Here is a 25,413-nt window from a genome sequence, read left to right as displayed (position 1 = left end):
GGGATTCCGGCGGGATCACGAGGGAGTGATCGGCATGGCAGGGACGAACGGCGGGCGTCCGAGCATCTTCCCGACAGTGCTGTACCGGGACGCGAAGGCGGCGATCCGGCAGCTCACCGAGGCGTTCGGCTTCACCGAGCTGTCGGTGTACGAGGGGGAGGACGGTTCCGTGCTCCACGCCGAGCTGGTGCAGGGCAACGGCGCGGTGATGCTCGGTTCGAAGGGGCGCGGCGGTGTCTTCGACACCGTGATGAAGGACGCCGGCCCGGCGGGGGTGTACGTCGTGGTCGACGACGTCGACGCCCACCACCGGCGGGCCGTGGAGCACGGCGCGGAGATCCTGATGCCCCCGACGGACCAGGACTACGGCTCCCGGGACTACATGGCCCGGGACGCCGAGGGCAACATCTGGAGCTTCGGCACGTACGCGCCCGAGGTGCAGGGCTGACGGCCGCCCCCGAGCCGTCGGGGGGGCCGTAGGCGGGTCAGCCGCCGGTGTGGACCTGGAAGGCGGCCCGGCGGACGGCCTTGGCCAGCGCCGGGTCGGGGTGCGCGGCGGCGAGCGCGACCAGGACCTGCACGGTGCGCGGGTGTCCGACGGCGCGCACCTCGTTCAGGAGCGCGGGGACGGTCGGCTGCACCGCGGACTCCAGGTGCCGCACCAGCATCGGCGCCTCGCCGTGGTCGGCGACGGCGGCCGCGGTGTCGACCCACAGCCAGGTCGCCTCCTCGCGGGTGAGCACCTCGTGCGCGTCCTCGGGGTCGGCGCCGTCGTGCTCGGCGAGCCAGAGCAGGGCGTACGGCCTCAGGGCCGGCTCCTCGACGACGGCGCTGACGTCGGGTTCGGCGGGGGCGCCGACGACGCGCAGCGCCTCGAAGGCGAGGCCGCGCAGCAGGGCGTCCTCGCCCCGGGCGGCCGACAGCAGCTCGGTGACGGCGCTGCCGACGGGCCGGGCGGCGAGCCAGGCGCGGTACTCGGCGCGGGCCGCGTTCGGGCGGAGCTGGGCGCAGCCGCGGAGCATCTCCTCGGCGGCGACCTCGATGTTGCCGGCGGGGCTCTGCGCGGCGACGCAGATCTGCTCCAGCTTGACCCAGACCGCCCAGCTGCCGAGCGGGGTGAGCGTGGCCTGTCCGTCGCCGCAGGTGAGGGCACCGACGGAGGCGAGGGCGTCCAGGGCCCAGTCGAGGAGCGGGGCGAGTTCCGGGGCCCTGGCCTCCTCCGCCGGGTCGGCGTCGGCGGAGGAGGCCGGGGCCTCGGGTTTCGCGGTGGCGGCCTCGGGGCCGTAGGAGACCTCGCAGCGTTCGGTGCGCAGTTCGGTGACGCGCTGGCCGAGGAGGTCGAGGAGCTGGTCCACCGGGACGGGTCCGGCGGACAGCTGGAGGAAGGAGAGGACCTGCGGCATGGCGGAGACGACCTCGGCGACGGCGCCGGGCTCCTGGTCCCGGGGCTCGGGGGTGGCGAGCGACCAGGCGTCGAACAGGGCCACCCAGCCGCGCAGCACCGCGCTGTCGTCGCGGTCCCAGGCGCGCAGGCGCCAGCCGGGGCGGGCGCTGTCGCCGTGCACCTCGACGAGGCCGGCGAGCCGGGCGGTGTCCCAGTCGGCGCGTACCTGCGCAGGGGTGAGGGCGAGATCGGCCGCCGCGCGTGCGGCGGTCGCGTCGGAGAAGGTGGCCTTGCCGTCGTCGGTCGCTCCGTTGCGGCCGGGGCCCAGGGCGGCGTCGGCCCAGCGGGCGACGCGGGCGGCGGCGGCGAGCCGTGAGCGCGCCATTCCGGCCAGCTCGGCCCGGGCCGGTGTGCCCTCCGGCGGGCGGGGTGCGGGGCGGCGCGGGCGCCGCTGGTTCACAGCTGTGGGGGCGGCGGCCAGGGGTCGCGGGCGGACGAGTCGAAGCCTGGAGTCGCGCGGGATACGGGACGTCACGGGTGCAGTCTTCCGGTTGACGGTCCGAAAACCCAAACGGAATGCCCTGGCGGGGCGGGGACCCGGTCCCGGGACGGGGGCCGGAGGCGGGTGAGGAGACGTGATCAAGCCACTGGTACGGGGTTAAACGGAACCTTCGGGACGGGGTGCGCGGCCCGGTGCGCACGGGGGCGCGGGGACGCCTGGTGCCGGTGAGCGGAAGGAGGGCGGCGGCCCCTCGGGCGGGAGGGTGGTGATCCCGTGGCAACGGGTGTGGTGGGCCTGCGGGCGGGACGGTGACGGCCCGTGGCAACGGGCGTGCGGTCCCGCGGGCGGGGGGTGGTGGCCCGTGGCAACGGGCGTGCGGTCCCGTGGGCGGGGGGTGGTGGCCCGTGGCAACGGGCGTGCGGTCCTGCGGGCGGGGGTGGTGGCCTCCTGTGGGGAGCCCCGCCGCGCCGCCCTACGGCGGAGGTCACATCAGCGGGGTCAGGAAGCGGCGGAGGATTTCCTCGTAGGCGGCGGGGTCGGCGTTCCACATGGCGGCGTGGGGGGCCTGCCGGACGGGGTGGAGGGTGACGAGGTCGGGGCGCCGGGCGGCGAGCCGGCGGGTGGCCTCCCAGGGGGCGACCGGGTCGTCGGGGCCGTGGAAGACCAGGGCCGGGACGCGCAGGCGGGAGGGGTCCGCCGCCTCGTCGGGGTGGTGGGCGTCCAGGCCGGTGCGGCCCTGCGCGGCGCGGACGGCGAGGGGCAGCAGCGCGCCGGGGGTGTGGCGGGCGGCGGCGAGGGCGCGCAGGGTGGCCTGCCAGTCGAGCACCGGGGAGTCCAGCACCAGCCCCGAGACGAGGTCGCGCAGGCCGGAGTGGGCGGCGGCCCGCAGGGCCATGGTGGCGCCGGTGGACCAGCCGAGCAGGACGACGCGTTCGGCGCCGTACCGCACGGCGTACCGCAGGGCCGCGTCGACGTCCCGCCACTCGGTGGCGCCGAGGTGGTTGAGGCCGTCCGGGGGGCGGGGCGCGCCGAGGTCGCCGCGGTAGGCGAGGGCGAGCACCGGGAAGCGCCGGCGGTGCAGGAAGCCGGCGAGGTTGAGCACGTGCTCCCGGGTGGTGCCCAGGCCGTGCACGGCGATCACCCAGGTGCGGCGGGCGCCGGGGACGAACCAGGCGGGCAGCGGTCCGAGCTCGCCGGGGACGTCGACGTCGGCGTGGTCGAGGCCGAGCGCGCCGCTCGGGGTGCCGACGTGCAGGTTGGGGGTGAGCCACACCGCGTCGCCGGGGCTCAGTGTGCCGTGGGTGACGCGTTCGAGGCGGCGGACGACGGTGTCGGCGGAGGGGGACGCGGTGGGCAGGACCGGGCCGACGACGGCGTGGGAGCCGTTTCCGCCGAGGCCGTAGGTGCCGGGCCGCAGGGCGGCCAGGTCGCGGGTGAGCACGATCTGGCCGGCGGCGGTGCCGTGCACGGTGAGCCGGGGTTCGGTGGGCAGGGGGCGGCCGGGCGGCGCCTTGAGCGCGGCGTCGCTGGCGAACCGGCCGGCGGCGACACTGGCGGCGCCGGCGGCCAGGGCTGCGGTGACGGCGGCGGCCGTCGCGGTGACAGTGCGCACCCGTCCAGTGTCCCGGCCGATCGTCCGACCGGCCAGTGGTGGTGCGGGACGGAACGAAGCACGGCGCACCAAAGACCGGAGCACGGCGCACCAAAGACCGGAGCAGGGCGTACCAAGGGCCGGAGCACTGCACGCCACGGGCCGAAGCGCGGCACGCCACGGGCCGGAGCGGAGGAGCACGGCGTGCCGCGGGCCGCCCCGTCAGGCCCGCTGCCCGTAGCCCCCCAGCCGCTCCGCCACCGCCGTCAGCTGGTCCGGTGTCAGGAGGGTCGGGGTGAGGCCGGGCACCGACGACGCGGTGAGCCACAGCCGGCACATCCACTCCAGCTGGGCGGTGCGGTCGTAGGCCTGGTCGAGGGTGGCGCCGTAGGTGAGGGTGCCGTGGTTCTGGAGGAGGCAGCCGGTGCGGCCGTCGAGGGCCCGGAGCATGTTGTCCGCCAGTTCCTGGGTGCCGTAGGTCGCGTAGGGGGCGACCCGGACGGAGCCGCCGAGGGCGCAGACCATGTAGTGGACGGGCGGGAGTTCGGTCACGAGGGTGGAGACGGCCGTGGCGTGCACGGCGTGGGTGTGGACGACGGCGCGGGCGTCGGTGGTGCGGTAGACGGCGAGGTGCATCGGCAGTTCGCTGGTGGGGACCAGGGTGCCGAGGACCTGCCGGCCGTCGAGGCGGACGCCGGTGATGTCGTCGGGGGTGAGGCGGTCGTAGGGCACGCCGGAGGGGGTGACGAGCACGGTGTCGCCGACGCGGACCGAGACGTTGCCGGAGGTGCCGACGACGAGCCCGTCGGCGGCGGTGCGGCGGGCCGTCGCCAGCAGGTCGGCCCAGGCCCGGGTCTCCTCCGTCCCCGCTGTGCCGGCGGTGTCGTGGCGGGGGTCACGTCGCAGTTCAGCCATGCCCATGATCCTGCCAGGGGCGGCGCCCGGGCGGCTGGAATCCGGGACTCCGCAGACAGTCATCGCGAAGCCCGACTCAGTTCACCTTCCGTTCACCCAGGTTACCTACCTTCATCCAGCCAATGACCTCGAACGATTGCCTGGGTAAATGGAAAACTTCTCGCTGATCCTCGCGATTGTGGTGGTAACCGCACTCGCGTTCGATTTCACGAACGGTTTCCACGACACCGCCAACGCGATGGCCACGACCATCTCGACCGGCGCGCTCAAGCCCAAGGTCGCGGTGGCCATGTCCGCCGTGCTCAACCTTGTAGGCGCATTCCTCTCGGTGGAGGTCGCCAACACGATCTCCAAGGGTCTCGTCGACGAGACCGGCATCCGTCCCGAGGTCATCTTCGCCGCCCTGGTCGGCGCGATCCTCTGGAACCTCCTGACCTGGCTGGTCGGACTCCCCTCCAGTTCCTCGCACGCCCTCATGGGCGGTCTGATCGGCGCCACCATCGCCTCGGCGGGCGTCGGCGCGGTCCACGGCGACGTGCTCGTCACCAAGGTGCTGCTCCCGGCGGTCGCCGCCCCGATCGTGGCGGGCGTCGCCGCGATGTTCGCCACCCGCCTGTCGTACACGCTCGGCCGGAAGGCCGACGGCAAGGCGGCCGAGAAGGGCTACCGGGCCGGCCAGATCGCCTCGGCGGGCCTGGTCTCCCTCGCCCACGGCACCAACGACGCGCAGAAGACGATGGGCATCATCACCCTCGCCCTGGTCGCCGGCGGCGCCGTCGCCCCCGACTCCGACCCGCCGCTGTGGGTCATCCTCTCCGCGGGCCTCGCCATCGCGCTCGGCACCTACCTGGGTGGCTGGCGCATCATCCGCACCATGGGCAAGGGCCTGACCGACCTCCAGCCGCAGCAGGGCTTCGCCGCCCAGACCAGCGCGGCCACCGTCATCCTCGCCTCCTCCCACCTCGGCTTCTCCCTCTCCACCACGCACTCGGTCTCCGGCGCGGTGATGGGCGCGGGGCTGGGCCGCAAGGGCGGCGTCGTCCGCTGGTCGACGGCCACCCGGATGTTCATCGCCTGGGGCCTGACCCTGCCGGCCGCGGCTGTCGTCGGCGCGCTCGCCGAGTACGTCACCGGCCTCGGCGCCTGGGGCACGGGCCTCGTCGCGGTCTTCCTCGTCGCCTCCAGCGCCGCGATCTGGAAGCGGTCCCGCAGCGAGGTCGTGGACGCGTCGAACGTCAACGGGACCGACGAGCCGGCCGGCGTGGTCACCACGGCGATCGCGGCCGTCACCCCGCCCCCGGCGGGCACGGTCCCGGACGGGCCGGTCGCCGCCGTCCCGTCGCCGGCCGCACCGGCCATCGCCACCGAGCCGACGGCTCCCGCCGCCTGAGCCCGCCCACCCGGCACACAGAGAAGAGAAGCATCATGAAGATCGACTGGGCGGCTCTGGGCTCCGTCTTCGGCGTCAGCCTCGTGGTCACGGTGGCCCTGGTGGCGCTGTTCACCCTCGGCATCATGGGCCTGTCGCGGCGCGAGCGGGCCGCGGCGCAGGGCGGGACGGCCGCGCTCGCGGTCACCGGGGCGTACGCCTGCTTCGCGGCGTGCGCGGCCGCGGTGGCGTACGGCATCTCGCTGATCGTGGCCTGAGCCGCGCACCGAGGGTCTCCGGCCCTTCACGCACCACGGGTCCCCGCCCCTCCTCCGCCCCCCTCCCCTCCCTCTGTCGTCCCTCCTCCCTCCGCCCTGTCGGCGGCCGTCCCACCGGCGGTCCCGGCGGGGCGGACGCACGTCCGCGACCGGCCGTCCCGGACGGCCGGTGTGGGGTTCTGCACACTCTCCCCGTGCAGGTCAACACCAAGTTGACGGCCGTTCCGGGCCCGTGGTGGACTGCCGGAGCCATGTACGGCGACAGGAAGAGGAAGCCGGTGTGAGTCCGGCGCGGTCCCGCCACTGTCACCGGGGTAGACACCCCCGGGAGCCAGGAACTCTCGTCGCCGGTCTCGTCGAACCAGGGCGTGGACACCCTGAGTGAGGACATATCGCCATGCTCGGCTGCCGTTCGAGGTCATCCACCCGGTCGTTGCCCGACCCCGCGGCCGGCTGAGCCGATGGGTGCCGATCGCTTTCACGCGTACGGCGCCGCCGCCGGCCTCCTGGGGGACCTGCTCCTCGGCGATCCGCGCCGGGGACATCCGGTCGCCGTGTTCGGGCGGGCCGCGGCCGGCGTGGAGCGGGTGCTGTGGCACGACCACCGCGGGTGGGGCGCGCTGCACACCGCCGTGTGCGTCGGCGGGGCCGTGGCCCTGGGCGCCGGCGCCGCACGCGCCGTCCGGTCGTCGGCCGCCGCCTCCGCCGCCCTGACCGCCACCGCCACCTGGGCCGTCGTCGGCGGGACCTCCCTCGTGCGCGAGGCCCGGACCATCGGGCGGTGCCTGGAGGCGGGGGACGTCGAGGGCGCGCGGGCCCGGCTGCCGCATCTGTGCGGGCGGGATCCACAGGCCCTGGACGCGGACGGGATCGCCCGCGCCGTCGTCGAGTCCGTCGCCGAGAACACCTCCGACGCGGTGGTCGGGGCACTGCTGTGGGGCGCCGTGGGCGGTGTGCCGGGGCTGCTCGGCTTCCGGGCCGTCAACACCCTCGACGCCATGGTCGGCCACCGGTCGCCCCGTCACCGCCGCTACGGCTGGGCCTCGGCGCGCCTGGACGACCTGGCCGGCTGGCCGGGGGCACGGCTGACGGCCGTCCTCGCCGCCGTCGCCGGGGACGACCCCCGCGGGGCCGTACGGGCCTGGCGGGCCGACGCGCGCAAGCACCCCAGCCCGAACGCCGGTCCGGTGGAGGCCTCCTTCGCCGGCGCCCTCGGGGTGCGGCTGGGCGGGACCCTGTCCTACGGCGGCCGGGTCGAGCACCGGCCCGTGCTCAACGGGGCGGCCGGGCGGCCCGTGGCCGCGCGGGACATCGAACGTGCCGCGCGGCTCTCCCGCCGTGTCGGCCTCCTCGCGCTCGGCGTCACCGTCGCCGCGCGCCTCGTCGCGAAGGGGCGTACGTCATGAGCGGGGGTCTCCTCGTCGCCGGCACCACCTCCGACGCCGGCAAGAGCGTCGTCACCGCCGGGATCTGCCGGTGGCTGGTGCGGCAGGGAGTGAAGGTCGCGCCCTTCAAGGCGCAGAACATGTCGCTGAACTCGTTCGTGACGCGGGAGGGCGCCGAGATCGGGCGCGCGCAGGCCATGCAGGCCCAGGCGTGCCGGGTGGAGCCGACCGCGCTGATGAACCCCGTGCTGCTCAAGCCCGGTGGCGAGCAGAGCAGCCAGGTCGTGCTGCTCGGGAAGCCGGTCGGCGAGATGAGCGCCCGCGGGTACCACGGGGGGCGGCAGCAGCAGCTGCTGGGCACCGTGCTGGAGTGCCTCGACACGTTGCGGGGCACGTATGACGCGGTGATCTGTGAGGGGGCCGGTTCTCCCGCCGAGATCAACCTGCGGCGGACGGACATCGTGAACATGGGGATCGCGCGGGGCGCCGGGCTGCCCGTGCTCGTCGTCGGCGACATCGACCGGGGCGGCGTCTTCGCCTCGTTCTTCGGGACCGTCGCCCTGCTCTCCCCCGAGGACCAGGCGCTCGTCGCCGGGTTCCTCGTCAACAAGTTCCGCGGCGACGTCTCGCTGCTGGAGCCGGGCCTGGACATGCTGCACGGGCTGACCGGGCGGCGGACGTACGGGGTGCTGCCGTTCCGCCACGGGCTCGGCATCGACGAGGAGGACGGGCTGCGGGTGTCGCTGCGCGGCACGGTCCGGGAGTCGGCCGTCGCCCCTCCCGTGGGGGAGGACGTGCTGCGGGTCGCCGTCTGCGCGGTCCCGCTGATGTCCAACTTCACCGACGTCGACGCGCTGGCCGCCGAGCCGGGCGTCGTGGTGCGGTTCGTGGACCGGCCGGAGGAGCTGGCGGACGCCGATCTCGTGGTCGTCCCCGGCACCCGGGGGACCGTGCGGGCGCTGGAGTGGCTGCGGGAGCGGGGGCTGGCCGACGCCCTGGTCCGCCGTGCGGCCGAACAGCGGCCCGTCCTCGGCATCTGCGGCGGCTTCCAGCTCCTCGGCGAGCGCATCGACGACGAGGTCGAGAGCCGCAGGGGGCGGGTGGACGGGCTCGGCGTCCTCCCCGTGCGCGTGCGCTTCGCCCGGGAGAAGACCCTCACCCGGCCCGTCGGGGAAGCCCTCGGGGAGCCGGTCGAGGGCTACGAGATCCACCACGGGGTCGCCGAGGTCCTGGGCGGGGAGCCCTTCCTCGACGGCTGCCGGGTCGGGCAGACCTGGGGCACGCACTGGCACGGTTCGCTGGAGTCGGACGGATTCCGGCGGGCCTTCCTGCGCGAGGTGGCGGCCGCCGCGGGCCGTCGTTTCGTGCCCGCCGCCGGCACCTCGTTCGCCGCGCTGCGCGAGGAGCAGCTCGACCGGCTCGGCGACCTGATCGAACAGCACGCGGACACCGACGCGCTCCGGCGGCTCATCGAGTCGGGCGCGCCGCAAGGACTGCCTTTCATTCCACCGGGAGCGCCCGCATGAGCACAGTGTTGTTGTTGTCGACCGCCGACACCGATCTGCTGGCGGCCCGGTCCGCCTCCGGCGCCTCCTACCGGATCGGCAACCCGACCCGGGTGGACGTCGAGCGGGACCTGCCCGCGCTGGTCGAGGGCGCCGACATCGCCGTCGTACGGCTGCTGGGCGGCAAGCGGGCCTGGGAGGACGGGCTGGCCGCGCTGCGGGCGTCCGGGATCCCGACCGTGCTGCTCGGCGGGGAGGGCGTGCCCGACGCCGAGCTGATGGCCGAGTCGTCGGTGCCCACCGGGGTCGTCGCGGAGGCCCTGAGGTACCTCGTCGAGGGCGGGCCGGACAACCTGACCGAACTGGCGCGGTTCCTGTCGGACACCGTGCTGCTGACCGGCGAGGGGTTCGACGAGCCGCGGAAGATGCCCGAGTTCGGGGTGCGCGGGGAGCGGGACCTCGTCGCGGGCCGGCCGACCGTCGGTGTGCTCTTCTACCGGGCCCACGAGCTGAGCGGCAACACCGCCTTCGTGGACACGCTGTGCGAGGCGATCGAGGCGCGGGGCGCCAACGCGCTGCCCGTGTACTGCGGTTCGCTGCGGGGCGCGGACCCCGGGCTGTACGAGATCCTCGGCCGGGCCGACGCGCTCGTCGCCACCGTCCTCGCCGCCGGCGGCACGCACGCCTCGCAGGCGTCGGCGGGCGGCGACGAGGAGGCCTGGGACATCGGCGCCCTGGCCGACCTCGACGTGCCCGTCCTCCAGGGGCTCTGCCTGACCTCCTCCCGGGCCGCCTGGGACGCGTCCGACGCCGCCCTGTCCCCCATGGACGCGGCGATGCAGGTCGCCATCCCGGAGTTCGACGGGCGGCTGATCACCGTGCCGTTCTCCTTCAAGGAGCAGGGGCCCGACGACGTGCCGGTGTACGTCGCCGACCCCGAGCGGGCGGCCCGGGTCGCCGGGATCGCCGTCCGCCACGCCCGGCTGCGGCACAAGCCGAACGCCGAGAAACGGATCGCGCTCGTCTTCACCGCCTACCCGACCAAGCACTCCCGCGTCGGCAACGCGGTCGGCCTCGACACGCCCGCGTCGGCGGTACGGGTCCTGGACGCGCTGCGGGACGCGGGGTACGCGCTGACCGACTACCCGTCCGGCGGCGACGAGCTGATCCACCGGCTCATCGAGGCCGGCGGGCACGACGTGGAGTGGCTGACGGAGGAACAGCTCGCCGCCGCGCCGGCCCGGGTCCCGCTGGCCGACTACCGGGCCTGGTTCGACAAGCTCGACCCGGAGCTGCGGGAGGCGATGCTGGAGGCGTGGGGGGAGCCGCCGGGTTCCCTCTACGTGGACGGCGACGACATCGTGCTCGCGTCGCTCCGGTTCGGGAACGTCGTCGTGGTGATCCAGCCGCCGCGCGGCTTCGGCGAGAACCCGATCGCGATCTACCACGACCCCGACATGCCGCCGTCCCACCACTACCTGGCCGCCTACCGGTGGCTGGAGAACAGCTTCGGCGCCGACGCGATCGTCCACATGGGCAAGCACGGCACGCTGGAGTGGCTGCCGGGCAAGGGACTCGGGCTCAGCGGCGGCTGTGCCCCGGACGCCGTCCTCGGTGAACTCCCGCTGGTCTACCCCTTCATCGTCAACGACCCCGGCGAGGGCACCCAGGCCAAGCGGCGCGGGCACGCCACCGTCGTCGACCACCTGGTGCCGCCCATGGCGCGCGCCGACACCTACGGCGACCTGGCCAAGCTGGAGCAGCTCCTCGACGAGTACGCGCTCGTCTCCGACCTGGACCCGGTCAAGGCGCCGGCCGTGCGCGCCCAGATCTGGACGCTGGTCAAGGCGGCCGAGCTCCACCACGACCTGCACGTGGCCGAGCAGCCGGGCGACGACGACTTCGACGAGTTCGTCATGCACATCGACGGCTATCTGTGCGAGATCAAGGACGTGCAGATCCGGGACGGCCTGCACGTCCTGGGCGGCGGCCCGGTCGGGGAGCCGCGCGTGAACCTGGTGCTCGCGGTGCTGCGGGCCGCGCAGGTGTGGGGCGGGCAGGCGAACGCGCTGCCGGGCCTGCGGGCGGCGCTGGCCGCGCACTTCGGGCTGGTGGAGAAGGAGCTGCTCGCCGAGCCGGGGGCGCCGGTGAAGGTGTCCGTCGAGCTGACGGACCTGGTGGCGGGCCCGTCGCGCACGGCCGCCGACGCGATCGACCTGCTGGAGCAGCTGTGCCGGCGGCTCGCGGAGGGCCTGGAGTCCCTCGGGTGGGACACCGCGGCCGTCCCGGGCCTGGTCCGTGAGGTGATCGGTGTCCGGCTCCCGGACGCCGTCGCCGTGCTGGAGTTCGCCTGCGCCGAGGTCGTGCCGCGGCTGGCGCGCACCACCGACGAGATCGGGAACGTCCTGCGCGCCCTGAACGGCGGTTACGTCCCGGCGGGCCCGTCCGGCTCGCCGACGCGCGGACTGGTCAACGTCCTTCCGACCGGCCGGAACTTCTACTCCGTCGACCCCAAGGCCATTCCCTCGCGGCTCAGCTGGGAGGTGGGGCAGTCGCTCGCCGACTCCCTCGTCCAGCGGTACCTCCAGGACACCGGCGCGTACCCGAAGTCCGTCGGCCTGACGGTGTGGGGCACGTCGGCGATGCGCACGCAGGGCGACGACATCGCCGAGATCCTGGCGCTGCTGGGCTGCCGCCCGGTGTGGGACGACGCCTCGCGCCGGGTGACCGGGTTCGAGGTCGTCCCGCTCGCGGAGCTCGGCCGGCCCCGCATCGACGTCACGGTCCGCATCTCCGGTTTCTTCCGGGACGCCTTCCCGCACGTCGTCGGGCTGATCGACGACGCGGTGCGGGCGGTGGCCGGGCTGGACGAGCCCGCCGAGTCCAACTACGTGCGGGCGCACGTCGAGGAGGACGCGGCCGCGCACGGCGACCGGCGGCGGGCGACCGCCCGGATCTTCGGCTCCAAGCCGGGCGCGTACGGTGCCGGTCTGCTGCCGCTGATCGACGCCCGGAACTGGCGCTCGGACGCGGACCTCGCCGAGGTGTACGCGGTGTGGGGCGGCTACGCCTACGGGCGCGGACTCGACGGGCGGGCCGCGCGCGGGGACATGGAGACGGCGTTCCGGCGGATCGCGGTGGCGGCGAAGAACGTCGACACCCGCGAGCACGACCTGGTCGACGCCGACGACTACTTCCAGTACCACGGCGGCATGGTCGCCATGGTCCGGCACCTGACGGGCGCCTCACCGGAGGCGTACGTCGGTGACTCGGCCACGCCTGACCAGGTCAAGACCCGGACACTGGGCGAGGAGACGCACCGGGTGTTCCGGGCGCGGGTGGTCAACCCGCGCTGGATGAGCGCGATGAGAAGGCATGGCTACAAGGGGGCCTTCGAGATGGCCGCCACGGTGGACTACCTGTTCGGGTACGACGCCACGGCCGGGGTCGTGGACGACTGGATGTACGAGAAGCTCAGCGCCGAGTACGTCTTCGACGCGGAGAACCGGGACTTCATGAAGAAGTCCAACCCGTGGGCGCTGCGCGGGATCACCGAGCGGCTGCTGGAGGCGGCGGACCGCGGGCTCTGGGCGGAGCCGGACGCCGACACGATCGAGCGGCTGCGCGCCACCTACCTGGAGCTGGAAGGCGACTTGGAGGGCGACGACCAGTGAGTACCCCGTTCCCGTTCACGGCCGTCGTCGGCCAGGACGACCTGCGGCTCGCGCTGCTGCTGAACGCCGTGTCGCCGGCGGTCGGCGGGGTGCTGGTGCGCGGGGAGAAGGGCACCGCCAAGTCCACCGCCGTGCGCGCCCTGTCGGCGCTCATGCCGCTGGTGGACGTCGTCTCCGGGTGCCGTTTCTCCTGCGATCCCGACTCCCCCGACCCCGGCTGCCCGGACGGCCCGCACGAGCCGGGGGCCTTCGAGTCCCGGCCGACGCGGATGGTCGAGCTGCCCGTCGGTGCCTCCGAGGACCGGCTCGTGGGCGCGCTGGACATCGAACGGGCCCTCGCCGAGGGCGTGAAGGCGTTCGAGCCGGGCCTGCTCGCCGACGCGCACCGCGGGATCCTCTACGTCGACGAGGTCAACCTCCTCCACGACCACCTGGTCGACCTGCTGCTGGACGCGGCGGCGATGGGCGCCTCGTACGTGGAGCGCGAGGGCGTCTCCGTACGGCACGCCGCCCGCTTCCTGCTCGTCGGCACGATGAACCCCGAGGAGGGCGAGCTGCGGCCGCAGCTGCTCGACCGGTTCGGGCTGACCGTGGAGGTCGCGGCCTCGCGGGAACCCGAGCAGCGGGTGGAGGTCGTCCGGCGGCGGCTGGCGTACGACGACGACCCGGACGGTTTCGCCGCGCGCTGGGCGGACGAGGAGGCCGCCGTACGGGCCCGGATCACGGCGGCGCGGGACCTGCTGCCGTCGGTGCGGCTCGGTGACGGGGCGCTCCGGCAGATCGCGGCGACCTGTGCGGCCTTCGAGGTGGACGGCATGCGCGCCGACATCGTGATGGCGCGCACGGCGACGGCGCTGGCGGCCTGGGCCGGGCGGACCCAGGTGCTGGCGGAGGACGTGCGGCAGGCCGCGCTGCTGGCGCTGCCGCACCGGCGGCGGCGCAACCCGTTCGACGCGCCGGGGCTGGACGAGGACAAGCTGGACGAGACGCTGGAGCGGTTCGGCGGGCAGGACGACGGCGAGGGCGACGACGATCCCGATCCCGATCCCGACGGGCCCGGCGGTGGTGGCGGGCGCCCGCCGTCGGACGGGCCCTCGGAGGGACCCGAGAGTCCTTCGGAGGGGGCCGAGGGGGGCGACGCCGCCGCGCGGCCGGAGGCCGGGGAGGGCGGGGAGCCTCAGCCGTCCGGGGCCGGGTCGGGTGAGCAGCGGCCCGCGCGGGCCTCGGAGCCGTTCCGCACGAAGGTGCTGAGCGTGCCGGGTCTCGGCGAGGGGGCCGCCGGGCGGCGCTCCCGGGCGCGGACCGAGCACGGGCGGACCACCGGGGCCCGGCGGCCGCGGGGTGCGCTGACCAAGCTGCACCTGGCGGCGACCGTGCTGGCCGCCGCCCCGCACCAGCGGGCGCGCGGCCGGTCGGGACCGGGGCTGGTGATCCGCCGGGACGATCTGCGGCAGGCGACGCGGGAGGGGCGCGAGGGCAACCTGGTGCTGTTCGTCGTGGACGCCTCCGGGTCGATGGCGGCGCGGCAGCGGATGGGCGCCGTGAAGGGCGCCGTGCTGTCGCTGCTGCTCGACGCCTACCAGCGGCGGGACAAGGTGGGGCTGGTGACCTTCCGCGGGTCGGCGGCCGATGTCGCGCTGCCGCCGACCTCGTCGGTGGACGCGGCGGCGGTCCGGCTGGAGTCGCTGCCGACGGGCGGGCGGACACCGCTCGCGGCGGGGCTGCTCAAGGCGCACGAGGTGCTGCGGGTGGAGCGGCTGCGGGACCCGGCGCGCCGGGCGCTGGTCGTGGTGGTGACCGACGGGCGGGCCACCGGTGGCCCCGAGCCGGTGGCGCTGGCCTCGCGCGCGGCGCGGCTGTTCGCGGCGGAGTCGGTCGCCTCGGTGGTCGTGGACTGCGAGTCGGGGCCGGTGCGGCTGGGGCTCGCCGGGCGGCTCGCGGGCGAGCTGGGCGGTACGGCGGTGACGCTGGACGAGCTGCGGGCGGACTCCATCGCCGGGCTGGTCAGGGATGTGCAGGGAACGTCGAGGAGGGCCGCGTAGTGCCGCAGGGACAGCCGAGTGTGATTCCGGACGACGGTCTGACGACGCGTCAGCGGCGCAACCGGCCGCTGGTCGTCGTGCACACGGGCATCGGCAAGGGCAAGTCCACCGCCGCCTTCGGGCTGGCGCTGCGCGCCTGGAACCAGGGCTGGCCCATCGGGGTGTTCCAGTTCGTCAAGTCGGCGAAGTGGAAGGTCGGCGAGGAGAACGCCCTGCGGGTCCTCGGCGCCTCCGGCGAGGGCGGCAGCGTCGACTGGCACAAGATGGGCGAGGGCTGGTCCTGGGTCCAGCGCGACGCGCAGATGGACAACGAGGAGAAGGCCCGCGAGGGCTGGGAGCAGGTCAAGCGCGACCTGGCCGCCGAGACGTACCGGCTGTACGTGCTCGACGAGTTCGCGTACCCGATGCACTGGGGCTGGGTCGACACCGACGAGGTCGTGGAGGTGCTGCGGGCCCGGCCGGGCACCCAGCACGTCGTGATCACCGGGCGGAACGCGCCCGCGCAGCTGGTGGAGCTCGCCGACCTCGTGACCGACATGTCCAAGGTCAAGCACCCGATGGACGCCGGGCAGAAGGGCCAGAGGGGCATCGAGTGGTGAGGTCGGTGCCCCGGCTGGTCGTCGCCGCGCCCTCCTCGGGCAGCGGCAAGACCACCGTGGCCACGGGGCTGATGGCCGCGCTCGCCGCGCGGGGGCTCGCCGTGTCCGGGCACAAGGTCGGGCCGGACTACATCGACCCCGGCTACCACGCGCTCGCGACCGGGCGCGCGGGGCGCAACCTGGACGCCTACCTGTGCGGGCCCGAGCTGGTCGCCCCACTGTTCCTGCACGGGGCCCGCGGGTGCGACATCGCCGTCGTCGAAGGGGTCATGGGGCTCTACGACGGGGCCGCGGGCGAGGGTGAACTGGCGTCCACCGCCCAGGTGGCGAAGGTGCTGCGGGCGCCGGTGGTGCTGGTCGTGGACGCGTCGTCGCAGTCCCGGTCCGTCGCCGCGCTGGTGCACGGGTTCGTGACGTGGGACCCGGAGGTGCGGATCGGCGGCGTGATCCTGAACAAGGTGGGGTCCGACCGGCACGAGGAGCTGCTGCGGGAGGCGCTGGAGTCGGCCGGGGTGCCGGTGCTCGGTGTCCTGCGGCGGGTGCCGCAGGTGGACACGCCGTCGCGGCATCTCGGGCTGGTGCCGGTCGCCGAGCGGCGGGCCGCCGCGGTCGAGGCCGTGGCCGCGATGGCCGCGCAGGTGAGTGCGGGCTGCGACCTGGAGGGGCTGGTGGCGCTGGCCCGGGGGGCCGGCGCGTTGTCGTGTGCGGCCTGGGACGCGGCCGAGGCCGTGGCCGAGGCCGGTACGCCCCTTCCCTCCCCGTCCCCGGGGGCGGGCGTCCCCGGCGGCGGGGTGAGGGTCGCCGTCGCCGGCGGCCCCGCGTTCACCTTCTCCTACGCCGAGCACACCGAGCTGCTCACCGCCGCCGGTGCCGACGTCGTCCCCTTCGACCCCCTCCGCGACGAGCGGCTGCCCGAGGGGACGGAAGGCCTGGTGATCGGTGGCGGCTTCCCCGAGGTGTACGCCGGTGAGCTGTCCGCCAACGAGCCGCTGCGGAAGGCGGTCGCCGGCCTCGCGCTGAGCGGCGCCCCGGTGGCCGCCGAGTGCGCGGGGCTGCTCTACCTGTCCCGGGAGCTGGACGGCCGGCCGATGTGCGGGGTGCTGGACGCCACCGCCCGGATGTCGGAGCGGCTCACGCTCGGGTACCGGGACGCGGTGGCGGTGAGCGACAGTGTGCTGGCCGCGGCGGGGACGCGGATGCGGGGGCACGAGTTCCACCGGACGGTCGTCGAGCCGGGTGCGGGGACGGATCCCGCCTGGGGACTGCGCGTCCCGCGGCGGCGGGTCGAAGGTTTTGTACAGCAGGGTGTGCACGCGAGTTATCTGCACACGCACTGGGCGGCCGAGCCCGGTGCGGCCCGTCGGTTCGTGGAGAGGTGCCGGACGTCATGAGCAGCAAGCTGATCGGAGTGGGGGTCGGTCCGGGTGATCCGGAGCTGGTGACCGTCAAGGGCGTCAACGCGCTGCGCGCGGCCGAGGTCGTGGTCGTACCGGTCATGGACACCGGGGAGCGCGGCCGGGCCGAGGCGACCGTGCTGCACTACGTGCCCGGGGAGAAGGTCGTCCGGGTGGTGTTCGCGCTGAACGAGCGCAGCGACCGGGCGCGCCGGGAGGCCGCCTGGGACGCCGCCGGGGAGCGGGTGGCCGCGCTGCTGCGCCGGCACGGCAGTGTCGCGTTCGCGACCATCGGGGACCCCAACGTGTACTCGACGTTCACGTATCTGGCCCAGACCGTCGCCGGGGCGGTGCCGGGGCTGGTGGTGGAGACCGTTCCCGGGATCACCGCCATGCAGGACCTGGCGGCGCGGTCGGGGGCCGTGCTCACGGAGGGCACCGAGCCGCTCACACTGGTGCCGGTGACCGCGGGGTCGGGCGTGCTGAAGGACGCGCTGGCCGGGCCGGGCACCGTCGTCGCCTACAAGTTCGGACGGCAGGCCGCCGAGGTCGCCGAGGCGCTGCGGGAGACCGGGCGGCTGGCGGACGCCGTGTGGGGGGCCTCGCTGGGGCTGCCCGAGGAGTCCGTCCGGCCCGCCGCCGACCTCGGTGCGGAGCCCCTCCCCTACCTGTCCACGCTCATCGCGCCCGCACGGCGCGACGGCGGGCGGGGCGGCAAGCTGTGAGTCCGTCCCCGTCAGCCCGCGAGGCCCACCACCAGCCAGATGAACGCCACGCCCGCGACCGTGCACAGCAGGGTCGAGCGGGCCGGGTGCGTGTGGTGGGCCTCGGGGAGGATCTCGGCGGCCGCGAGGTACAGCAGCGCGCCGCCGAAGAACCCCAGGTAGGCGCCGAGCAGCGGCTCGGGGATGGTGACGAACACGGTCGAGGCGGCGCCCAGCACCGGGGCCACCGCGTCCGCGCACAGCATGGCCAGGGCTCGGCGGCGGCCGTTCCCGTACGCGCTGGTGATCGTGTACGTGTTGAAGCCGTCCGCGAAGTCGTGGGCGACGACGGCGAGCGCGACGGCCGCGCCCATGCCGCCGCCCACCTGGAAGGCGGCGCCGATCGCCACACCGTCCATGGCGCTGTGGCCGACCATGGCCGCGGCCGCCGTCAGGCCCACCTCGGGGGTGCGGCCGTCGCGGAGGCTGTGGCTGTCGCGCCCCGGAGGCGGAGCGGGGGGAGCGGGAAAAGCACGCTCCCCCACGCCAAGCTTTACCGCACCGCGCTCCACCGCGCCGCGCTCCTCCGCGCTATGCGCCACCGCGCCGCGCTCCTCCGCGCCGTGCGCCGCCTGCCGGTGGGCCAGCAGACGTTCCACCAGATGGGCCAACAGGAAACCCGCGACGAAGAGCAGGAGCGCGGCCGGGACGCCGAGGACCTCGGTGCCGGCCGCCTCCAGGGCCTCGGGCAGCAGGTCCAGGCCGACCACGCCCAGCATCAGACCGCCGGCCAGGCCCAGCACCAGATGGCGGCGGTCGGTCACCCGCTGTGCCGTCCAGCCGCCGGCCAACGTCATCAGGAACGCGCCGAGCGCGACGAACACCGCCATGCGCCCTTCGTATCCGATCACGCCCGGGCGGCGCACATCCGGCCCCCGCTCGCGGGCCCCGTCCGGCGGCCCCCGCAGACGGCGCCCGCCGCGGCCGGTGCCCCCGTCACGGCCGGCCGTGCCCGCGCGCACGGCGCCGCCGGCGCACCGGCTTCCGCCCGCACCGCACGGCCGCGCGCGAGCGTCCGGGCGTACGGCACTCCCGCCCGGGCGGCCGTCCCCCACACCACACGACCACACGCGAACGCCCAGGCGCACGGCACCCCGGCCCGGACCACCGTCCCCCACACCACACGACCACACGCGAACGCCCAGGCACACGGCACCCCGGCCCGGACCACCGTCCCCCACACCACACGACCACACGCGAACGCCCAGGCACACGGCACCCCGGCCCGGACCGCCGTCCCCCACACCACACGACCACACGCGAACGCCCAGGCACACGGCACCCCGGCCCGGACCACCGTCCCCCGCACCGCACGGCCGCGCGCGGACACCCGTGCGCACGGAACCCCCGCCCCGCCGACGCCCGCCCGCCCCCCGCTGCCGGGTGCGCCCGGCACCGCCGCCCTGTTCTGATGCGGCATCCCCGCTCCGCTCCGGCCCGGTCCACCGGGCCGGTCCCCCTTCCGTCATGAGAGGACCCGAACCCATGGCCGACGCCCCCGCCGGCAAGGTGACCTTCGTCGGTGCCGGCCCCGGCGCCGCCGACCTGCTGACGTTCCGTGCCGCGCGTGCCATCGCCGAGGCCGACGTCGTGATCTGGGCCGCGAGCCTGGTGCAGGCGGAGGTCCTCGACCACGCCCGTGACGGTGCCGAGATCCTCGACTCGGCGACCATGTCCCTGGAGGACGTCGTCGCCGTGTACGAGCGGGCCCGTGACACGGGGCTGCGCGTCGCCCGGATCCACTCCGGTGACCCCGCGCTGTGGGGTGGCACGCAGGAGCAGGTCGACCGGTGCCGGGAGATCGGCATCGAGACCGAGGTCGTGCCCGGGGTCTCCTCGTTCTCCGCCGTCGCCGCGCTCGCCCAGCGGGAGCTGACGATCCCGGAGGTGGCGCAGTCGGTGATCCTCACCCGGCTCGGCGGCGGCAAGACGCCGATGCCGCCCGGGGAGGAGGTCCGGGAGTTCGCCCGGCACGGCACCACCATGGCGGTCTTCCTGTCGGCCGCCCGCAGCGGGCAGCTCGTGCGGGAGCTGCTGGAGGGCGGCTATCCGACCGCCACGCCGGTCGTCGTCGCCTACCAGGCGACGTGGCCGGAGGAGCTGGTCGTGCGGTGCACGATCGGCACGCTGGAGGAGACCGTCAAGGAGCACAAGCTCTGGAAGCACACGCTGTTCCTGGTCGGCCCGGCCCTCGACGCGCACGGCACCCGCTCGCACCTGTACCACCCGGGCCACTTCCACGGCTACCGCAGGGCCGACCCGGCCGCCCGCAAGGCGCTGCGCGAGCGGGGTGCCGGTACGTGAGCCGTCCGATCACCGTCGTCGGCACGGGCACCGGGTCACCGCCGGACGACGGCGTCCTCGCGGGCGCCGGCCTCGTCGTCGGCGGGCGCCGGCACCTGGACGCCGTACGGCTGCCCGAGGGCGCCGGGCGGATCGTGCTCGGGCCGCTGGCGCCCGCTCTCGACGCGATGGAGGAGTACGTCGCGACGGAGCGGCGGGTGGTCGTGCTGGCCTCGGGCGACCCGGGGTTCTTCGGGATCGTGCGGGCGCTCGCCGAGCGGTTCGGGCCGCACCGGCTCGATGTGCGGCCCGGTGTCTCCTCCGTCGCCGCCGCCTTCGCCCGGCTCGGGCTGACCTGGGACGACGCCGTGGTCGTCAGCGCGCACGGGCGGGATCCGCGCACGGCGGTGAACATGTGCCGGGCGTTTCCGAAGGTCGCGGTGCTGACCGGTCCCGGCGCGGGCCCGGCCGAACTGGGCGCCGCGCTCGCCCGGACCGCCCCCGGGCGGGTCCTGGTCGTGGCGTCCGCGCTGGGCGACCCGGCGGGCGAGCGCGTGGAGCGCGTCACCCCGGCCGAGGCCGCGGCCCGCGACTGGGGTGCGGCGGTGAGTGTCGTGCTGTGCCTGGACGAGGGGCGGCTGCTCGGTCCGGTGCGGACCGTCGCGGGACCGGCCGGCCGCCCCGCCGGGTGGGCGCTGGACGAGGACGGCTTCGCCCACCGCGACTCGATGATCACCAAGTTCGAGGTGCGGGCGCTGGCGCTGGCCCGGCTCGGGCCGCGCCCCGGTGACCTGGTGTGGGACGTGGGGTCCGGTTCGGGGTCGGTGGCCGTGGAGTCCGCGCGGCTCGGCGCCGCCGTGAGCGCCGTGGAGAAGGCCGCGGACGGGATCGCCCGGATCCGCGCCAACGCCGCCGCCCACGAGGTCGACGTGCACGTCGTGCACGGGACCGCGCCGGACGCGCTGGCCGGGCTGGACGATCCCGACGCCGTGTTCGTCGGGGGCGGGGGGCGCGAGCTGGCGGAGATCGTCGGCGTGTGCGCGCGGCGGGCCCGGCGGAGCGTGGTCGTCGCGATGGCCGCGCTGGACCGGGTGCCGGCGGCGCGGGCCGCGCTCACGGACGCCGGTCTCGTCTGCGACGGCGTACTGCTCCAGTCCTCGCGGCTGGCGCCGCTGCCCGGCGACGTGACCCGGCTGGCGGCCACCAATCCCGTTTTCCTGCTGTGGGGGACCAGAGCCCCCGTCCCTGAAGGACCTGAAGAAGGAGTTCCCCAGTGATCGGCCTCATTTCCGCCACCGCGGCGGGGGCGGCGGCGCGCGACCGGCTGGCCGCGGCGTGGCCGGACCGCACCCGCGTGTACGACGGTCCCGTCGGGGACGCCGTCCGGCGGGCGTTCGCGGAGTGCGAGCAGCTCGTGTGTTTCCTGGCGACGGGCGCCGTCGTACGGCTGATCGCGCCGCTGCTCGGTGACAAGGCGTCCGACCCGGGTGTGGTCTGCGTCGACGAGGCCGGGCGGTTCGCGGTCCCGGTCGTCGGCGGGCACGCGGGCGGCGCCAACGCGCTGGCCCTGCGGGTGGGCGAGCTGCTCGGGGCCCGGCCCGTGGTGACGACGGCGACGGACGCGGTCGGGATCCCCGGCCTGGACACCCTCGGGCTGCCCGTGGAGGGCGATGTCGCCGGGGTGACGCGGGCGCTGCTGGACGGGGAGCCGGTCGTGCTGGACGCGGAGGTGGCGTGGCCGCTGCCGCCGGTGCCGTTCGCCGCGGAGGGCGCGTACACCGTGCGGGTCACGGACCGGGCGGTCGCGGCGGGCTCCGGCGAGGTCCTGCTGCGTCCGCCGTCCCTGGTGGTGGGGGTGGGTGCGTCCAGGGGCGCCCCGGCCGGGGAAGTGCTCGACGTGATCGAAGGTGCTCTGCGGGACGCGGGACTCTCCGTGCGCAGCGTCGCCGAGCTGGCCACCGTGGACGCCAAGCGCGAGGAGCCGGGCATCCTGGGGGCGGCCGAGCGGCTCGGGGTGCCGGTGGTGACGTACTCCGCCGAGGAGCTGGCCGCCGTGCCGGTGCCGAACCCGTCCGACGCGCCCCTGGCCGCCGTCGGCACCCCGTCCGTCGCGGAGGCAGCGGCGCTGGCGCGCGGGGGCGCCCTCCTCGTGCCGAAGCGGAAGTCGCGGCGCGACGACGGCCGTCCCGCGATGGCGACCTGTGCCGTCGTACGGCGTCCCGGGCGCGGGCGGCTCGCGGTGGTCGGGCTCGGGCCCGGCGCCCGGGACCTGCTCACCCCGCGCGCGCGGGCGGAGCTGCGGCGGGCCTCGGTGCTCGTCGGACTCGACCAGTACGTCGACCAGATCCGCGACCTGCTGCGGCCCGGCACCCGCGTCCTGGAGTCCGGGCTCGGCGCGGAGGAGGAGCGGGCCCGCACGGCCGTAGCGGAGGCCCGTCGCGGGCACGCCGTCGCGCTGATCGGCAGCGGGGACGCGGGCGTGTACGCCATGGCCTCGCCGGCGCTCGCCGAGGCGTCCGGCGACATCGACGTGGTCGGGGTGCCGGGGGTGACCGCGGCGCTGGCCGCCGCGGCGCTGCTGGGCGCGCCGCTGGGCCACGACCATGTGTCGATCAGCCTGTCCGACCTGCACACGCCGTGGGAGGTCATCGAGCGGCGGGTGCGGGCGGCGGCCGAGGCGGACCTCGTGGTCACCTTCTACAACCCCCGCTCCCGGGGCCGCGACTGGCAGCTGCCCAAGGCTCTCGCCCTCCTCGCCGGGCACCGGGAAGCCACGACGCCGGTGGGGGTCGTGCGCAACGCCTCCCGGCCGGACGGGACGAGCCGGGTGACGACGCTCGCCGCCCTCGACCCGGCGACGGTCGACATGATGACGGTCGTGACGGTGGGCAACACCGCGACCCGGACCGTCGCGGGGCGCATGGTGACGCCGCGCGGCTACCGCTGGCAGGAGAGCGCGCAGGAGGAGGCACGGTGACCGAGGCGACCCGGGTGGTCCACCCGATCGAGCAGGAGTCGTTCCGGCGGCTGCGCGCCCGCCTGGACACCTCGCACTTCCCGCCGCTGACCCGGGCGGTGGTGGAGCGGGTGATCCACTCCGCCGCCGACCTGGAGTACGCGGACGATCTCGTCATGGACGAGGCGGACCTGGCCGGGGCGCACGCCGCGCTGCACGCCGGGGCGCCGGTGGTCGTGGACGTGGAGATGGTCGCGGCCGGGATCACCCGGCGGGAGACCGTCTGCCGGCTGAGGGACGCCGTGTCCGGCCCCGGGCTGACCCGGTCGGCGCACGCCGTGCGGCTGGCGTACGAACAGGTCGGGCCGGGCGCGCTCTGGGTGATCGGCTGTGCGCCGACCGCGCTGGAGGAGCTGCTGACGCTGGACGCCTCCCCCGCGCTCGTCATCGGTCTGCCCGTCGGGTTCGTCGGGGCGGCTGAGTCGAAGGCCGCGCTGCGCGAGAGCGGGCTGCCCGCCGTGAGCAACGTGTCCGAGAAGGGCGGATCGGCGGTCGCCGCGGCCGCGCTCAACGCCCTGCTGTACCACCCCGCTTCCCCTCCGGCATCGCAGCCGGCTTCCCGCCCCGCCTCCCCTCCGGCTTCGCACCCGGCTTCCCGCCCCGCTTCCCCTCCGGCTTCCCGCCCGGCTTCCCCCTCCGCTTCCCACTCCGAGGAGAAACAGTGACCACCCCGCCGCCCGCCCTGCTCATCGCCGGCCATGGCACCCGGGACGACGCCGGAGCCGAGGCGTTCCGCGCCTTCGTGCGGGAGCTGGGGCGCCGCCACCCCGAGCTGCCCGTCGCGGGCGGCTTCATCGAGCTGTCCCCGCCGCCGCTGGGCGAGGCCGTCGCCGAGCTCGTGGAGCAAGGGGTACGGCGTTTCGCCGCGGTCCCGCTGATGCTGGTGTCCGCCGGGCACGCCAAGGGCGACATCCCGGCGGCGCTCGCCCGTGAGAAGGAGCGTCACCCGGGGATCTCGTACGCCTACGGGCGTCCGCTGGGCCCGCACCCGGCGCTGCTGAACGTGCTGGAGCGGCGCCTGGACGAGGCGCTCGGCACCTCCGGGCGCACGCCCGGGGACCGGGCGGACGTGACCGTGCTGCTGGTGGGGCGCGGGTCGACCGACCCGGACGCCAACGCCGAGGTGCACAAGGCGGCGCGGCTGCTGTGGGAGGGGCGCGGCTACGCGGGCGTGGAGACGGCGTTCGTGTCGCTGGCGGCGCCGGACGTGCCGAACGGCCTGGACCGGTGCGTGATGCTGGGCGCGCGGCGGATCGTCGTGCTCCCCTACTTCCTGTTCACCGGGATCCTGCCGGACCGGGTGCGGCAGCAGACCGAGGGCTGGGCGGCCGCGCACCCGGAGGTCGAGGTGCGGTCGGCGGACGTCATCGGGCCCGAGCCGGAACTGCTGGACCTGGTGATGGAGCGGTACGCGGAGGCCGTCGAGGGCGATCTGCGGATGAACTGCGACTCGTGCGTGTACCGCATCGCGCTGCCGGGCTTCGAGGACAAGGTGGGGTTGCCGCAGCAGCCGCACTTCCACCCGGACGACGACGGCCACCACCACGGGCACGGCCACGGGCACGGGCACCACCCGCACGGAGGGCACGCGCACTCCCATGCACACTGACGGGCACGACCTGCGCCACCACGGTGACGCGGAGGTCCGCGACGACGGCTCCGCGCTGGTCGACCTCGCGGTCAACGTCCGCGCGGACACGCCCCCGGCCTGGCTGCGGGAGCATGTCGCCGCGTCCCTGACCGGGCTCGCGGCCTATCCGGACGGGCGGGCGGCGCGGGCCGCGGTGGCGGCGCGGCACGGGCTGCCGGCCGGGCGGGTGCTGCTGACGGCGGGCGCCGCGGAGGCGTTCGTGCTGGTGGCGCGCGCTCTGAAGATCCGTCGGGCGGTGGTGGTGCATCCGCAGTTCACGGAGCCGGAGGCGGCACTGCGGGACGCCGGGCACGTGGTCGAGCGGGTGCTGCTGCGGGAGGAGGACGGCTTCCGGCTGGACGCCGCGGCCGTCCCCGAGGACGCCGACCTGGTGGTCGTCGGCAACCCGACGAACCCGACGTCGGTGCTGCACCCCGCGTCCGCGCTCGCCGGGCTGGCCCGGCCGGGACGGACGCTGGTGGTCGACGAGGCGTTCATGGACGCGGTGCCGGGCGAGCGGGAGGCGCTGGCCGGGCGGACGGACGTGCCCGGCCTGGTGGTGCTGCGCAGTCTGACGAAGACGTGGGGGCTGGCCGGGCTGCGCATCGGCTACGTCCTCGCCGCGCCGGACACGATCGCCGAACTGGAGCGGGCGCAGCCGCTGTGGCCGGTGTCGACGCCGGCGCTGGCGGCGGCGGAGGCGTGCGTGTCGCCGCGGGCGCTGGCCGAGGCCGCCCACGCGGCCCGTCGCGCCGCCGCGGACCGGGCCCACCTCGTCGCCGGGCTGGAGGAGTTCGCCGGGCACGGGGTGCGGGTGGCGGGCCCGGCGGAGGGCCCGTTCGTGCTGGTGCGGCTGGAACACGCGGCGGCGGTACGGCAGCGTCTGCGCGGCCTGGGCTACGCCGTGCGGCGCGGGGACACCTTCCCCGGGCTCGGGGAGGAGTGGCTGCGGCTCGCGGTGCGGGACCGGGCGACGGTGAACGGGTTCCTGCGGGCGCTGGAACAGGCGTTGGCCACGACGTCGCCGTGAGGTGGGGCGGGGCGGGAGGGGCGGGGAGGGGCTGAGTCCTCTCCCCGCCCGC

The 25,413-nt window shown here is 75.6% G+C and carries 20 protein-coding genes and 1 riboswitch; of the genes, 16 read left to right on the top strand and 4 right to left on the bottom strand.

The genetic code is table 11. From position 1 onward, the window contains the following. Nucleotides 1–34: 34 nt before the first annotated feature. Nucleotides 35–448, top strand: coding sequence for a VOC family protein (locus ACFYWQ_RS40115; RefSeq protein WP_389524651.1), 414 nt, complete (start codon nucleotides 35–37; stop codon nucleotides 446–448). Nucleotides 449–485: 37 nt separating this feature from the next. On the opposite strand, the gene ACFYWQ_RS40110 is transcribed toward ACFYWQ_RS40115, so the two are convergent. The 3 genes from ACFYWQ_RS40110 to ACFYWQ_RS40100 all read right to left on the bottom strand — a co-directional run bounded on the left by ACFYWQ_RS40110 (nucleotide 486) and on the right by ACFYWQ_RS40100 (nucleotide 4,392). Beyond that, nucleotides 486–1,919 carry a hypothetical protein gene (locus tag ACFYWQ_RS40110; RefSeq protein ID WP_389524648.1) on the bottom strand — a complete coding sequence of 478 codons (1,434 nt, stop codon included), beginning with the start codon at nucleotides 1,917–1,919 and terminating at the stop codon, nucleotides 486–488. A 451-nt stretch (nucleotides 1,920–2,370) separates the two neighbouring features. Then, nucleotides 2,371–3,498, bottom strand: coding sequence for an alpha/beta hydrolase family protein (locus ACFYWQ_RS40105; protein WP_389524646.1), 1,128 nt, complete (start codon nucleotides 3,496–3,498; stop codon nucleotides 2,371–2,373). A gap of 201 nt (nucleotides 3,499–3,699) precedes the next feature. Next, a complete protein-coding gene (locus ACFYWQ_RS40100) occupies nucleotides 3,700–4,392 on the bottom strand; it encodes a class II aldolase/adducin family protein (protein ID WP_389524643.1) in 693 nt (230 codons plus the stop codon). A 148-nt stretch (nucleotides 4,393–4,540) separates the two neighbouring features. On the opposite strand from ACFYWQ_RS40100, the gene ACFYWQ_RS40095 reads away from it, so the two are divergent. From ACFYWQ_RS40095 to cobI, 9 genes are all read left to right on the top strand, one after another. Beyond that, nucleotides 4,541–5,782, top strand: coding sequence for an anion permease (locus ACFYWQ_RS40095; RefSeq protein ID WP_389524640.1), 1,242 nt, complete (start codon nucleotides 4,541–4,543; stop codon nucleotides 5,780–5,782). 35 nt (nucleotides 5,783–5,817) lie between these two features. Next, nucleotides 5,818–6,039: a hypothetical protein gene (locus ACFYWQ_RS40090; RefSeq protein ID WP_389524637.1), complete on the top strand. Its 222-nt coding sequence runs from the start codon at nucleotides 5,818–5,820 to the stop codon at nucleotides 6,037–6,039. 241 nt (nucleotides 6,040–6,280) lie between these two features. Continuing rightward, nucleotides 6,281–6,401, top strand: a riboswitch (cobalamin riboswitch). Between the two features lie 99 nt (nucleotides 6,402–6,500). Beyond that, the gene (locus tag ACFYWQ_RS40085) at nucleotides 6,501–7,445 is read left to right on the top strand and encodes a cobalamin biosynthesis protein (protein WP_389524634.1); all 945 of its coding nucleotides are present in this window, start codon (nucleotides 6,501–6,503) and stop codon (nucleotides 7,443–7,445) included. After that, on the top strand, nucleotides 7,442–8,950 hold the full coding sequence (locus ACFYWQ_RS40080; RefSeq protein ID WP_389524631.1) for a cobyric acid synthase: 1,509 nt from the start codon (nucleotides 7,442–7,444) through the stop codon (nucleotides 8,948–8,950). Before ACFYWQ_RS40085 ends, ACFYWQ_RS40080 begins: the two co-directional genes overlap by 4 nt. Next, the gene (gene cobN / locus ACFYWQ_RS40075; RefSeq protein ID WP_389524628.1) at nucleotides 8,947–12,603 is read left to right on the top strand and encodes a cobaltochelatase subunit CobN; all 3,657 of its coding nucleotides are present in this window, start codon (nucleotides 8,947–8,949) and stop codon (nucleotides 12,601–12,603) included. The genes ACFYWQ_RS40080 and cobN overlap by 4 nt, the downstream gene beginning before the upstream one ends. Further along, a complete protein-coding gene (locus ACFYWQ_RS40070; protein ID WP_389524626.1) occupies nucleotides 12,600–14,645 on the top strand; it encodes a putative cobaltochelatase in 2,046 nt (681 codons plus the stop codon). Before cobN ends, ACFYWQ_RS40070 begins: the two co-directional genes overlap by 4 nt. Continuing rightward, entirely contained in the window at nucleotides 14,645–15,244 is a 600-nt protein-coding gene (gene cobO / locus ACFYWQ_RS40065) for a cob(I)yrinic acid a,c-diamide adenosyltransferase (RefSeq protein WP_389524623.1), read from the top strand. Before ACFYWQ_RS40070 ends, cobO begins: the two co-directional genes overlap by 1 nt. Continuing rightward, on the top strand, nucleotides 15,238–16,635 hold the full coding sequence (locus ACFYWQ_RS40060; RefSeq protein ID WP_389524620.1) for a cobyrinate a,c-diamide synthase: 1,398 nt from the start codon (nucleotides 15,238–15,240) through the stop codon (nucleotides 16,633–16,635). Before cobO ends, ACFYWQ_RS40060 begins: the two co-directional genes overlap by 7 nt. Continuing rightward, nucleotides 16,632–17,363: a precorrin-2 C(20)-methyltransferase gene (gene cobI, locus ACFYWQ_RS40055; RefSeq protein WP_389524617.1), complete on the top strand. Its 732-nt coding sequence runs from the start codon at nucleotides 16,632–16,634 to the stop codon at nucleotides 17,361–17,363. The genes ACFYWQ_RS40060 and cobI overlap by 4 nt, the downstream gene beginning before the upstream one ends. Nucleotides 17,364–17,374: 11 nt before the next feature. On the opposite strand, the gene ACFYWQ_RS40050 is transcribed toward cobI, so the two are convergent. After that, the gene (locus ACFYWQ_RS40050; protein WP_389524798.1) at nucleotides 17,375–18,121 is read right to left on the bottom strand and encodes a ZIP family metal transporter; all 747 of its coding nucleotides are present in this window, start codon (nucleotides 18,119–18,121) and stop codon (nucleotides 17,375–17,377) included. A 766-nt stretch (nucleotides 18,122–18,887) separates the two neighbouring features. Here ACFYWQ_RS40050 and cobM point away from each other — a divergent pair. Genes cobM through cobC form a run of 6 tightly spaced genes read left to right on the top strand, consistent with a single transcriptional unit; the run spans nucleotide 18,888 to nucleotide 25,361 of the window. Beyond that, a complete protein-coding gene (cobM, locus tag ACFYWQ_RS40045; RefSeq protein ID WP_389524615.1) occupies nucleotides 18,888–19,706 on the top strand; it encodes a precorrin-4 C(11)-methyltransferase in 819 nt (272 codons plus the stop codon). Continuing rightward, nucleotides 19,703–20,962, top strand: a complete 1,260-nt coding sequence (gene cbiE / locus ACFYWQ_RS40040) for a precorrin-6y C5,15-methyltransferase (decarboxylating) subunit CbiE (protein WP_389524612.1) — start codon at nucleotides 19,703–19,705, stop codon at nucleotides 20,960–20,962. The genes cobM and cbiE overlap by 4 nt, the downstream gene beginning before the upstream one ends. Further along, nucleotides 20,959–22,662: a precorrin-3B C(17)-methyltransferase gene (gene cobJ, locus ACFYWQ_RS40035; protein ID WP_389524609.1), complete on the top strand. Its 1,704-nt coding sequence runs from the start codon at nucleotides 20,959–20,961 to the stop codon at nucleotides 22,660–22,662. The genes cbiE and cobJ overlap by 4 nt, the downstream gene beginning before the upstream one ends. Beyond that, nucleotides 22,659–23,366: a precorrin-8X methylmutase gene (locus tag ACFYWQ_RS40030; RefSeq protein WP_389524606.1), complete on the top strand. Its 708-nt coding sequence runs from the start codon at nucleotides 22,659–22,661 to the stop codon at nucleotides 23,364–23,366. The genes cobJ and ACFYWQ_RS40030 overlap by 4 nt, the downstream gene beginning before the upstream one ends. Further along, nucleotides 23,363–24,310, top strand: coding sequence for a sirohydrochlorin chelatase (locus ACFYWQ_RS40025; protein ID WP_389524603.1), 948 nt, complete (start codon nucleotides 23,363–23,365; stop codon nucleotides 24,308–24,310). Before ACFYWQ_RS40030 ends, ACFYWQ_RS40025 begins: the two co-directional genes overlap by 4 nt. Continuing rightward, nucleotides 24,300–25,361: an Rv2231c family pyridoxal phosphate-dependent protein CobC gene (gene cobC, locus ACFYWQ_RS40020; protein ID WP_389524600.1), complete on the top strand. Its 1,062-nt coding sequence runs from the start codon at nucleotides 24,300–24,302 to the stop codon at nucleotides 25,359–25,361. The genes ACFYWQ_RS40025 and cobC overlap by 11 nt, the downstream gene beginning before the upstream one ends. Nucleotides 25,362–25,413 lie beyond the last annotated feature (52 nt).

Origin of the sequence: Streptomyces sp. NPDC003247 (genome assembly GCF_042888135.1) — a bacterium.
In the GTDB taxonomy this organism is placed as follows: domain Bacteria; phylum Actinomycetota; class Actinomycetes; order Streptomycetales; family Streptomycetaceae; genus Streptomyces.
Note: the sequence above shows the minus strand (reverse complement) of the source record. Positions and strands in the feature narration are given on the sequence as shown.